9 protein-coding genes are annotated in these 12079 nt (G+C 44.6%); 1 reads left to right on the top strand and 8 read right to left on the bottom strand.

Going from position 1 to position 12079, the window contains the following annotated elements:
* Nucleotide 1: 1 nt before the first annotated feature.
* The 5 genes from parE to nudF all read right to left on the bottom strand — a co-directional run bounded on the left by parE (nt 2) and on the right by nudF (nt 4643).
* Nucleotides 2–1882, bottom strand: coding sequence for a DNA topoisomerase IV subunit B (parE, locus tag ACHUFI_RS10395; protein ID WP_394248848.1), 1881 nt, complete (start codon nt 1880–1882; stop codon nt 2–4).
* 225 nt (nt 1883–2107) lie between these two features.
* Entirely contained in the window at nt 2108–2695 is a 588-nt protein-coding gene (yqiA, locus tag ACHUFI_RS10390) for an esterase YqiA (protein ID WP_394248846.1), read from the bottom strand.
* A 2-nt stretch (nt 2696–2697) separates the two neighbouring features.
* Nucleotides 2698–3522: a 3',5'-cyclic-AMP phosphodiesterase gene (gene cpdA, locus ACHUFI_RS10385; protein ID WP_394248844.1), complete on the bottom strand. Its 825-nt coding sequence runs from the start codon at nt 3520–3522 to the stop codon at nt 2698–2700.
* Nucleotides 3523–3567: 45 nt separating this feature from the next.
* Nucleotides 3568–4008, bottom strand: a complete 441-nt coding sequence (locus tag ACHUFI_RS10380; RefSeq protein WP_394248842.1) for a DUF1249 family protein — start codon at nt 4006–4008, stop codon at nt 3568–3570.
* Nucleotides 4009–4013: 5 nt separating this feature from the next.
* Complete coding sequence (gene nudF / locus ACHUFI_RS10375; RefSeq protein ID WP_394248840.1) at nt 4014–4643, bottom strand: ADP-ribose diphosphatase; 630 nt, start codon at nt 4641–4643, stop codon at nt 4014–4016.
* A gap of 228 nt (nt 4644–4871) precedes the next feature.
* Here nudF and tolC point away from each other — a divergent pair, with 228 nt between their 5' ends.
* On the top strand, nt 4872–6194 hold the full coding sequence (gene tolC, locus ACHUFI_RS10370) for an outer membrane channel protein TolC (protein WP_394248838.1): 1323 nt from the start codon (nt 4872–4874) through the stop codon (nt 6192–6194).
* Nucleotides 6195–6282: 88 nt separating this feature from the next.
* Here tolC and hldE read toward each other — a convergent pair whose 3' ends face one another.
* The 3 genes from hldE to ACHUFI_RS10355 all read right to left on the bottom strand — a co-directional run bounded on the left by hldE (nt 6283) and on the right by ACHUFI_RS10355 (nt 12071).
* The gene (gene hldE / locus ACHUFI_RS10365; RefSeq protein ID WP_394248836.1) at nt 6283–7713 is read right to left on the bottom strand and encodes a bifunctional D-glycero-beta-D-manno-heptose-7-phosphate kinase/D-glycero-beta-D-manno-heptose 1-phosphate adenylyltransferase HldE; all 1431 of its coding nucleotides are present in this window, start codon (nt 7711–7713) and stop codon (nt 6283–6285) included.
* Between the two features lie 103 nt (nt 7714–7816).
* Nucleotides 7817–10666 carry a bifunctional [glutamate--ammonia ligase]-adenylyl-L-tyrosine phosphorylase/[glutamate--ammonia-ligase] adenylyltransferase gene (glnE, locus tag ACHUFI_RS10360; protein ID WP_394248834.1) on the bottom strand — a complete coding sequence of 950 codons (2850 nt, stop codon included), beginning with the start codon at nt 10664–10666 and terminating at the stop codon, nt 7817–7819.
* A gap of 148 nt (nt 10667–10814) precedes the next feature.
* A complete protein-coding gene (locus ACHUFI_RS10355) occupies nt 10815–12071 on the bottom strand; it encodes a methyl-accepting chemotaxis protein (protein ID WP_394248832.1) in 1257 nt (418 codons plus the stop codon).
* Between the last annotated feature and the right edge of the window lie 8 nt (nt 12072–12079).

Here is a 12079-nt window from a genome sequence, read left to right as displayed (position 1 = left end):
ATTATACCTCGGCCATATCACCGTTATTTTGTAACCAAGAACGGCGATCATCAGCTCGCTTCTTACCTAACAGCATGTCCATCATCTCGTTAGTCGCTTCAGTATCATCAATCGTTAACTGAACTAGACGGCGAGTGTTTGGATCCATGGTCGTTTCGCGTAGCTGAAGTGGGTTCATCTCACCCAGACCTTTGAATCGTTGAACATTGATTTTGGCTTTCTTCTTAGATAGGCGCTCTAACACCCCTTCTTTTTCATCGTCATCAAGGGCATAGAAAACTTCTTTACCACAGTCGATACGATAGAGAGGTGGCATCGCCACATAGATATGACCTGCTTGTACCAACGCGCGGAAATGGCGGGTAAACAACGCACACAACAGTGTAGCAATGTGAAGGCCATCCGAGTCCGCATCGGCAAGAATACAAATTTTACCGTAACGTAAGCTATCTAGGTTATCGCTATCAGGGTCAATACCAAGTGCTACGGAAATATCGTGCACTTCTTGAGACGCTAAAACTTGGTCTGCCGACACTTCCCAAGTATTCAAAATCTTACCGCGAAGAGGCATTACCGCTTGGAATTCTCGGTCACGAGCCTGTTTTGCTGAGCCACCCGCCGAGTCCCCTTCCACGAAGAAGATTTCGGTACGACTTAAATCTTGAACGGAGCAGTCGGTTAATTTACCTGGAAGTGCAGGGCCAGACGCAACTTTCTTACGTACAACCTTCTTGCTAGCACGCATACGACGGTGCGCATTGGCAATACAGCTTTCTGCTAGAAGCTCCGCAAGCTGCGGCTTTTCATTCAACCAAAGGCTGAAAGCATCTTTTACCACGCCAGAAACAAACGCAGCGGTTTGACGCGAAGACAAACGCTCTTTGGTTTGCCCTGCAAATTGAGGATCCTGCATTTTTACCGATAACACATACGAACAACGGTCAAAAATATCATCGCCGGTAAGTTTAACGCCACGAGGCAGTAAGTTGCGGAATTCACAGAACTCACGCATAGCATCTAATAAACCCTGACGTAGGCCGTTAACGTGCGTACCACCTTGAGCTGTTGGGATTAAGTTCACGTAACTTTCGGTGATCATATCGCCGCCTTCCGGCTGCCAAATCACCGCCCAAGTTGCCGCTTCCGTTTCTGCGGTAAACTCACCAGTAAATGGTGACTCAGGCAGAACAGGGAAACCTTTTACGCCTTCTGCTAAGTAGTCTTTTAGACCATCTTCATAGAACCATTTATGTTCTTTGTCGTTCACCTTGTCTGTAAACGAAATTTCAAGACCAGGGCAAAGTACCGCTTTCGCACGTAAATTGTTAACTAAACGCGTAACAGAGAAATTACCAGAATCAAAGTAGCTAGCATCTGGCCAAAAATGAACGCTGGTGCCTTTATTACGACGACCACAAGTACCAGTCACGGTCAATTCTTCAACTTTATTACCGTGCTCAAACGCCATTTCATAAACTTGCCCATCACGACGAACCGTGACTTCTACACGCTTAGAAAGTGCGTTTACTACTGAGATACCAACCCCGTGCAAACCACCTGAGAACTGGTAATTCTTATTCGAGAACTTACCACCAGCATGGAGCTTACAGAAAATCAGCTCTACGCCTGAAATTTTTTCTTCAGGGTGAATATCGACAGGCATACCACGACCATCATCAATCACTTCAAGAGACTGATCGGCATGTAGAATTACTTGTACTTTTGAGGCATGTCCGGCAAGCGCTTCATCGACACTGTTATCGATAACTTCTTGGCCTAAGTGATTAGGTCGCGCTGTATCCGTATACATCCCTGGTCGGCGACGTACTGGTTCTAAGCCATTAAGAACTTCAATGGCTCCAGCATTATATTGTTCAGTCATAATACGGAGTTTACTCAAAAAATTTGCGTCCATTCGCTTACGTTCAAAAGCAAAGCTCAAGAACTGGCAGGTGAACCGTCACCACACCGCGAACGCGCGAAAGTATTGGGGAATATAGTCTGGAAGCTAGCTAGTTATGTCAAGCCCGTTCAAAAAGTATGGCGTCAAACTATGATATTTCCCCAACTGACCGGCGATTTATCATTCAAATTTGACGGGCTGAACTCAGAGTTCTAAAAAAGAGATAATGTCTTGAGGGTAACGTTCAAAGTCCACAAAGCTATGATCTCCACCTTGCTCGATGGTTTGTTTGCCACCTTGATACTTATGCACGGCTTGTCGGTAATCTAATACTTCGTCTTCTGTTTGTTGCAGTAACCAGAAGTCTGCAGGGTTGCGAAGTTTAACAACTTCTAACGCTTTCAACTCATCAATATGTTTAGTTTCTAAACAGTAAGTTTCGAGCGTATACGGATTGGTTTGTTCACCTAAGTAATCGACCAATAATTCAAATGGTTTGACTGCTGGGTTAACAACCACCGCTTTAAAACCATAATGATGATTAAGCCAAGTCGACAGGTATCCACCTAATGAGCTGCCAACCAAACCGATTTTGTAATCATCTTTGTATTGTTCAACGAGGGTTTTAAGGTGTTCAGCCGCCAACTGAGGAAAACTCGGCAATTGAGGTTTCACCACTTTAATATCCGGGCGATGGGCCTGACAGAATTCAGCCATCACATTCGCTTTGTGTGATTCAGATGAGCTATTAAAGCCATGAACATAAAGCAACATAGGAGGCTTAATGGGCATAATCAGTAACCTTGAGCATTAAAATCTGGGGAAAAGCCACCACAGCTCAATCGCTTAACTTGCGTCTCAATTGTGCCATCTGGTTTCAACTCCAATTCTCTCCAACCAGGAGAAAGTGTGTCTAAAGCGAAGTCATCAGAGTTTGGTTTAAACTGCACACACGTTGACGGCGTCGCCATTACTCTCGCGCCCAAATGCACACGATTCATATCTTGATGAACATGGCCACATAGTATTCCTTTCACATTATTATGTTGTTTCACCACATCCCAAAACTGATCGGAGTCTTTTAATGTGTGCTGATCAAGCCATGCACTCCCGACAAGTACAGGGTGGTGGTGAAGCAATACTAAGGTATGTAAATCAGGGTTCTGAGCGAGCTTATCATCCAATAAAGTCAATTGCTGATCACTCAAACGTCCGTGAGGAACACCCACAACTTGAGAGTCCAGCATAATCAGTTGCCACTGTTCACTGAGAACAACGTGCTCCACACATTGAATTTGAGTAGAAGGGAGAACACTACTCATACTTGGCTTGTAATCGTGGTTTCCCGGAAGCCAATAACATGGCTTTTCTAGAGGTTGAATGCCCGATTCAAATTTTTGATAAGATTCAGGAGTATGATCTTGAGAAATATCACCCGTTGCTAAGATTGCTTGGTAGTCAAAGTTTTGTTCTAGGATCGCATCAACCACAGCATGAAAACTGTCTTGTGTATTGATACTCAATAAACTGCCACTATCAGGTGCAAACAGATGGGTATCTGTTATTTGTAGCAACTTGATACTGTCAATTTCAGATTTTGAAGTGTGTGATGATTTCAAAATTACAAACCTAAATACGTTCTTTTTCTCGACTGCCCCAGTCGTCTAAAATGATATTGGCGCTCGGCTGATGCCATTTTTTAAACAAAAAGTTAACCATTCTCCCAAGAACTTATTGAGTTGGAACTTCTCATCTTTCTGCATTAATTTTGCGTTTGGATAATCGTAACGCGCTTTTACTCTTGAAATGTGCCCACTGGAGCACACTTCTGCAACTCGAGCATCGTGATACAGCCTGACAGACATTTTTGGTAAAGGAAATACTGGTAACTCATCACTCTGACATATGTCGATTAAAGTGGTGTATTTTGTGACTTCTTTCACTTTCAATTGATACATCATATTAACTGCTTGATAACAGCGAATATCGTCAACCTTAGGCGCAGCCGGTAGCAATGCATTTAATTTTGCATAGTTCGTCTCATACACACGCATTAACTCTGCTAAGTCTACGTGGTACGGTTTTTTGACGGCTACATTTGGCATATTCGTTACTCTATCCAATTCGATTGTAAATCTAAGTAGTTAAGCTCCAACCACTGCAATGCAATAATTGTGGCACCATTCTCGAACTTACCATCCTTTACTAATTGATAAGCATGCTCTCGTGTCATGACCTGAACTCGAATGTCCTCATCTTCATAGTCTAGGCCGTGTACTCCTCCCGCTTTAGAGGCATCCACACACCCAGCGAATACATCTAGCTTTTCTGAGCAGCCACCAGAAGACGGGTAATAAGAAGTAATAGGGACAACTTTACCTACTTCTATCCCAGCTTCTTCTAATGCTTCACGACGAACTACTTGCTCGGCCGTTTCATCGGTATCGATAATGCCCGCCACAATTTCAAGCTGCCACGGCTGTTCATGCTCTAATGCCCCTACCCGAATCTGTTCGATTATCACGACTTCATCGCGAACAGGATCATAAGGGAGCAATGCTGCGGCGTGGCCTCGCTCGAACATTTCCCTTTCGACAGGCTGACTCCAGCCGCCTTCAAAACGTCTGTGTTTGAAGCGGTACTTCACCATTTTGAAAAAACCGCTAAATAATGTCTTTTTTGAGATAATTTCCACATCTTCGGGAGTAAAATCTCTTCGGCTATTGTCAGACTGTTGCATTCGTTACCTCACTGGGTGATCTTATAGTTTACTCATTGTGGAACTTAACTACCAAGGATATGGCTCAACTTTTTATATAAAACTTATTAAATAAGTTAAGTTACGCCAAAAATATATTGCACAAGTGGATAGTTAAGTGTAAAAAAGTGCAAAGTTTCGAGTAAATTACCATCAACATGAGTTAAACTCTTGAGGTTAAACCTTCTTTTATAAGGCAGGAATAGGAAAATGAAAAAACTGCTTCCACTATTTATCAGTGCAGCAATTGGTAGCCTGAGTTCGTCAGCATTTGCTGACACGCTAGCTGAAGTTTATGACCAAGCTAAACAAAACGATCCACAACTTCTACGTTCAGCGGCTCAACGTGACGCTGCGTTTGAAGCAGTAACCTCTAGCCGTAGTTCTTTACTACCGCAAATCAATTTAACCGCTAACTACGATATCAATCGTGGTGATAGAGACTACGCAGCATCTGGTAACTCCAGCCTAGACAGTAATGTTTGGGGTGCTGGTATTAGTTTCAGTCAAGAGCTTTATCAACGTTCTTCTTGGATTACGCTAGATACCGCTGAGAAAACGGCACGCCAAGCGGATTCAGCCTATGCAGCTCAGCAACAAGGTTTAATCCTTCGTGTGGCACAAGCGTATTTCGAAGTATTGCGCGCACAAGATAACTTAGAATTTGTTCGCGCAGAAAAAGCAGCCGTCGCTCGTCAATTAGAACAGACAAAACAACGTTTTGAAGTTGGTCTATCTGCGATTACCGATGTCCATGATGCACAAGCGCAATATGATGGCGTTTTAGCTGACGAAGTCTTGGCCGAGAATACACTGACCAACAACTACGAAGGCCTACGCGAAATTACTGGTCAAGAGCATTCTAACTTAAGTGTTTTAGATACAGCGCGTTTCTCTGCAAGCAAATCTTCAGAGTCTGCAGCTGCGTTGGTGGAGCAAGCTCAAGAGAAAAACTTAAGTCTACTAGCGTCTCGAATCTCTCAAGATATCGCAAAAGACAACATCTCACTAGCTAGCTCTGGTCACCTACCAAGCCTAACTCTAGACGGCAGTTACGCACTCGGAGATCAATCGAACAGTACTGGCGATTACGATCAAGACAACCTAAACATTGGCCTAAATTTAGTTGTACCTCTATATACCGGTGGTAATACAACGTCCTTGACTAAACAAGCTGAATACAACTATGTCGCAGCGAGTGAAGATCTCGAAGCCACTTACCGTAGCGTTGTAAAAGACGTGCGTGCCTTTAATAACAACATCAGCGCTTCAATCGGTGCACTACGCGCTTATGAGCAATCTGTTGTGTCTGCTAAGTCTGCTCTTGAAGCAACTGAAGCTGGTTTTGATGTGGGTACACGTACTATCGTTGACGTTCTAGACTCAACTCGTCGTCTATACGATGCAAACAAGAACCTATCTGATGCTCGTTACAACTACATTCTAAGCGTATTACAACTTCGCCAAGCGGTTGGTACCTTAAGCGAGCAAGATATTGTAGATGTTAACGCAGGCCTTAAAGCCGCTAGCTAATTATATTGCGCTCACAACGCAAAATTTAGTTAAAAAAATGCCGCTAGTGATTAGCGGCATTTTTATATCTAAAGGATGAGAAAAAGAGTTAGCCTTTCCCACCTTTGATTGCTTCGATGATTTCTGTCGTTGAACAACCATCTTCAAAGTTAAGCACTTTAACTTCACCACCAGCGGCAATCACTTCTTTACCACCAGCAATATCTTCAGGCTTGTAGTCCCCGCCTTTCACCAGAATGCTAGGCAGAACTTCAGAGATTAGACGCTGAGGCGTGTCTTCAGAAAATGGAACCACCCAATCCACCGCACCAAGGCCAGCCAATACAGCCATGCGACGATCTGTAGGATTTACAGGACGACCTGGGCCTTTTAAACGTTTAACGGATTCATCAGTGTTCACTGCCACGATTAAGCGATCACCCAACTCGGCAGCATGATTCATGTAAGACACATGGCCAGCGTGAAGAATATCAAAGCAACCATTCGTCATTACAACTTTTTCGCCTTTCTCGCGCGCTCGTTTTACCGCCTCAACTAAAGCACTCTCAGAAATTACGCCGTAGTCAGTATCTTGGCTCCCATGAATAGCTTCAGCCAATTCGATGGTCGATAGAGTAGACGTTCCAAGTTTACCCACTACAACACCTGCGGCAGCATTTGCCAGAGCACACGCTTCATCAAGTGGTTTACCTGCAGCAACTGAAGCTGCCAGTACAGAAATAACCGTATCGCCTGCGCCCGTTACGTCATACACTTCTTTGGCTTGTGTTGGTAAGTGGAACGGCTCTTGGCCTCTGCGAAGCAAAGTCATACCATGTTCACTGCGAGTCACAAGCAGAGCTTCAAAATCGAACTCTTCGATCAGATCCAATCCTTTTTCAATCAGCTCTTCTTCCGACTTTACTTTACCTGCAACCAGCTCAAACTCAGCCATATTAGGCGTTAGCAGTGTCGCACCGCGGTAACGTTCAAAATCGGCGCCTTTTGGATCAATAAAGACAGGTACATTAACGGCACGAGCCTTTTGAATAAAAGCTTGTACATGCTCTAGAGCGCCTTTGGCATAATCAGAAAGAATGACCGATTTTACATTTGGCAGAGCTTGCTCCATACGAGATAAAATTTGCTCTGGATCGGTATTTTCAAACTTATCTTCAAAGTCCAAACGAAGCAGTTGCTGTCCACGGCTCATTACACGTAGCTTAGTGATCGTTGGATACTCAGGAAGCGCAACAAAATCGCACTTCACTTTCAAAGCACTCAAGGTTTCTGTCAACACTTTAGCGGGTTCATCCATCCCTGTTAAACCGACGATATGAGCATGCCCTCCTAGAGAAGCGATGTTCATAGCTACGTTAGCAGCACCGCCTGGACGCTCTTCGTTATTTTCTACTTTTACCACTGGCACTGGCGCTTCAGGTGAGATTCGCCCTGTTGGACCGTGCCAATAACGGTCTAGCATGACATCACCGACAATAAGAACGCCTGATTGGCTGTAGTCAGGTAGAATTGGTTTCATTATGGATCTCCAAAAATCGAATCTGGATAGAGTTTAGCACACTGATTACAGCGGCTAAACTATAGATAAGGTTGATAAAATAGCCAACTAACCAACAAAAAGATTACTTTTCCATCCATTGTTGCCAAGCAGATTTTACTTGTTCGCGTTCCGCTAAGAATTTGTCATCTGCTACATCGGCATCTAAATTTAGCAAGTTTCGGTGATGAATTTCATCCCGAAGTGTCGTGTAAGCATGCGTCAAAGCTTGGGCTTGTTCCTCATCCATAATGCCTTGCGACAGCATAGATTCGAACACACGCACATTATCACACCAACGGGTAAGCTTTGGTTTCTCATGGCTATAACGTAACACCAGATACTGTGCTAAGAATTCAACATCGGTAATACCACCAGCATCTTGCTTCAGCATAAAGCGTCCCGCTTTTTTACTGCCTAAATGATCACGCATTTTCACACGCATATCAGAAACTTCCTGGCGTAACTTAGCTTCTTCTCGGTTCAGACAAAGCACTTCGTGACGAGTCTTATTAAACGCACTTGCAAGCGCGTCATCTCCATAAATCATTCGGGCACGAACTAACGCTTGATGTTCCCATGTCCACGCTTCATTGTGCTGATACTCATCAAACGCATCGATAGGGCTGACCAATAACCCCGACGCACCAGATGGACGTAAACGGGTATCTACTTCATAAAGAATGCCGGAAGCAGTACGTGTTGAGAAAATATGAATGATTCGCTGTGCTAAGCGTAAATAGAACTGACGACCGTCAATTTCTTTTTTGCCATCGGTGTATACGTGAACGGGGCAATCGTGCATAAATACGATGTCGAGATCGGAATTATAGCCAAGTTCCCAACCACCCACTTTACCGTAGCCCACGACGGCAAACCCTCGCCCTTCTCGGTCTTTGATATGAGTAGGCTCACCGTATTTCTCTGATACTTGTAGCCAAGCTTGGTTAACCCCAGCCTCAACGATGGCTTCTGCTAAGTAGGTTAAGTGATCGCTGACTTTCATCACGGGCAATGCGCCAGCAATATCTGCCGCAGCAATTCTCAGAATACAAGTCTGTTTAAACTGTCTTAGCCCTTCCATTTGCTGTTCCATATCGTCTTCAGGAATTCGGGCAAGATAGTCACGCAGCTCGGTTTTATAGGACTCTAAAGGAACTGGATTATATAACTGCTGAGGATCAATCAGTTCATCCAATAAGATTGGGTATCGACCCAATTGCTCTGAAATCATCGGGCTAGCGGTGCATAACCGCACAAGCTGAGTTAATGCTGCTGGGTGCTCGTCTAGCAGTTCAAGATAAGTGGTTCGAGTAACAATTCGGTTCAACAAATGCAATACGCGCGTTAAACCAAATTTGGAATCTTTATTGGTATAAAGCGCCTGAAAAACTTTTGGCATGAGGCGGTTTAACACTTCACGACCTCGAGGTCCCAAGGTTTTTTTCGCTAGGTCTGTTTTGAACTGGATAATGGTTTTCACCACTTCCTCTGGGTTCTCTGCCTTTATGTCATTTTCCAGAACATGCTGGAGTACATCTGGAGAATGCACCATATCCCACAATTCACAGAAGTGATTTGCTACAGGCTGTGCATCTTCTTCATCAACACCGATTAAATCTTCAAACACGGTGTGTACTTTTTCCATGTGCTGGCGAGTTTCATCAATCATTTCCGACCAATCGCCATAACCCATAGCGACAGCAAGCTGAAGTTGTTCCTGTTCGCCATCAGGCAGCGTTTGAGTCTGCTTGTCGGCCATCGCTTGCAATAAGTTCTCTAATCGACGTAAGAACAGATACGCATTGTGTAGGTTCGCCACCTCATCTGTTTCAAGTAGCTTTAGGGTTTCCACTGCGCTTAACGTCTCTAGTAGTCCGCGACCTCGTAAACTCGGCTCACGCCCACCGCGAATAAGCTGAAAGACCTGTGCGATAAACTCAACTTCTCGGATACCGCCTGGGCCTAATTTGATGTTGTTTGATAAGCCACGACGACGAACTTCACTACTGATCATTGATTTCATTCGACGCAAAGACTGAATGGCACTGAAATCAATGTAACGACGAAACACAAACGGGCGCAGCATCTGGCGTAATTCTTGGTACTCGGGATACATTTCGCTGCCCATCACACGGGCTTTCACCATCGCGTAGCGTTCCCAGTCTCGGCCTTGTTCCTGATAGTAATCTTCTAAAGCCGCGTAGCTCATCACGAGTGGGCCACTTTCACCAAATGGTCTCAATCGCATGTCGACTCGATAACAAAAGCCATCAAAAGTCTGTTGATCCAATGCCTTAATAATTCGCTGCCCTAAACGGGTAAAAAACTGCGCATTGGCAATACTGCGTCTTGCTCCCTGAGTTTCCCCGTTTTCTGGGTAAGTAAAAATCAAATCAATATCGGACGAAAAGTTAAGCTCACCGCCCCCCAATTTACCCATACCTATAATCAGCATTGGCTGAGCGACGCCTTCGCTATTACACGGCGTCCCCCATTCTTTACAGCAAATATCATACTGCCACTGATAGGTCTCAAAGATCATCGCTTCTGCCAACATCGACAAATGCTCGAGGCTGCTTTCCAAAGGCCACGAAGCAGTAAAATCTCGCCAAGCAATGTAAGTCATCTCGCGATTACGAAATCTCCTCAGTACACGCTGTCCACTCATTTCATCGGTACAAGGTTTCAATAACTCAGCCAATCGCTGACGATATTGGTCCGAGCGTTTTTCCTCTGCCAACATGCTAGGAAGCTCTCGGCATAAGTCCGAGTCTCGCTGCAAGCAATCGCCAACGAAACTACTCAAACCAAGTACGTAACTCAGTTCAGTCTTAACATTCGTAGGCCACTGCTCTAGGTGTTCACCTTGATGTTCAACCAAATGTTCTAGTGAAGATTGAGAGTAAGAAGTGAGTTCCGAGGGTAATTGCATGATTCTTCCTTGTATTGAACGACGTGGCACCAAGCACCAACTACATTTATACCAAACTTAGCCCAATAAAAAACGCCCACAATAGGAATTTGTGGGCGTTAACTATCTGTACTTCTGTCGACTTTTTAGTTCAATCTGATTCGGTCGATTAAACTTTAAATGATTTGATCTTACCGTCGAGTTCTTCCGCGTTATTCTGCATCATTTCCGATGTTTCAAGCAGTTCACTGACCACTACCACAGAAGCCTCTACCAACTCTCGAACGTTGGTTAAGTTCTGGTTCATTTCTTCAGCCACGCTGCTTTGTTGCCCTGCAGCAGTCGCTATTTGGAAATTCATGTCGTTAATTTGATTTACTTGGTCCACGATACCATCCAGTTCACTGCCTGCGTTCGTCACCAGCTCCACGCCTTCGGCAGCTTCAACAACACTTTTTTCCATTAACTCTACGGCAGAATTTGCGCTGCTCTGTAGATGGCTAATCATCTCCTGGATTTCCACTGTTGCCTGTTGAGTGCGTTGCGCTAAGTTACGGACTTCATCTGCAACCACGGCAAAACCACGACCGGCTTCACCAGCACGAGCCGCTTCAATCGCCGCATTCAGTGCCAATAAGTTCGTTTGCTCTGAAATGCCTTGAATAGTCCCGACTACGCTACCAATAGAATCCACTCGCTCTTCCACTTGGTTCACTGCAGCAGCCGATGCTGAAATGTCGGTAGACAGCTCGCTCATCTTGGTCACTGTACCTTGTACAAAGCGTTGCCCCGTGCCGGCTTGAGTAGACGCTTGCTCTGTAAGAGCAGAAGCATTTTGCGCGTGATCCGCGACCGTTTGAACGGTAGAAGTCATCTCACTCATTGCCGTCGCTAGTTGGTCAATTTCTTGGAATTCTTCTTGAGCGGACTCTTTTGTTTCTGACATGCTCATCGTCATGACTTCCGTCAGTGCGAATAGCTCTTCAGAAGATGACACTTGAGTGTTGATAACGTCATGCAGTTGTACACGAGTTTTCTCTAACTCACGTGCCACATCACCGTATTCATCTTTACAATCCATCGCAATTGGAACAGATAAATCTTTGCTCGCCATGCGTTTGATAGAGTCACTTAGGTATTGAGTTTGACGCAACATTACACGCGCTGCTGCTAAAAGTAGCACCACAAACACAACAATCATGATTGCTGTTTGCCATGCGACTTGAACAAGGTAAGCTTCGTAATGTTGCTGTGCGACAACGGCATCGTTTGTCGCCGATAACAACGCACTATGGAACGTACTGGCGTCCCATAATTGCTTAGCGATGATCAAAATGGTACTGAACACCATTAACATGATCATTTTTGGAACGAGACGAATATCAGAGATAATCCTTTCCCACGGCTTAAATGCCAGCTTTGTCATTGTCAGTT

The organism is Vibrio profundi (genome assembly GCF_043642225.1).
Lineage (GTDB): Bacteria > Pseudomonadota > Gammaproteobacteria > Enterobacterales > Vibrionaceae > Vibrio > Vibrio profundi_A.
Note: the sequence above shows the minus strand (reverse complement) of the source record. Positions and strands in the feature narration are given on the sequence as shown.

Coding starts and splice junctions, on each gene's coding strand:
- parE (WP_394248848.1), bottom strand. CDS start 1,882: ATGACTGAACAATATAATGCTGGAGCCATTGAAGTTCTTAATGGCTTA.
- yqiA (WP_394248846.1), bottom strand. CDS start 2,695: ATGCCCATTAAGCCTCCTATGTTGCTTTATGTTCATGGCTTTAATAGC.
- ACHUFI_RS10380 (WP_394248842.1), bottom strand. CDS start 4,008: ATGCCAAATGTAGCCGTCAAAAAACCGTACCACGTAGACTTAGCAGAG.
- nudF (WP_394248840.1), bottom strand. CDS start 4,643: ATGCAACAGTCTGACAATAGCCGAAGAGATTTTACTCCCGAAGATGTG.
- tolC (WP_394248838.1), top strand. CDS start 4,872: ATGAAAAAACTGCTTCCACTATTTATCAGTGCAGCAATTGGTAGCCTG.
- hldE (WP_394248836.1), bottom strand. CDS start 7,713: ATGAAACCAATTCTACCTGACTACAGCCAATCAGGCGTTCTTATTGTC.
- glnE (WP_394248834.1), bottom strand. CDS start 10,666: ATGCAATTACCCTCGGAACTCACTTCTTACTCTCAATCTTCACTAGAA.
- ACHUFI_RS10355 (WP_394248832.1), bottom strand. CDS start 12,071: ATGACAAAGCTGGCATTTAAGCCGTGGGAAAGGATTATCTCTGATATT.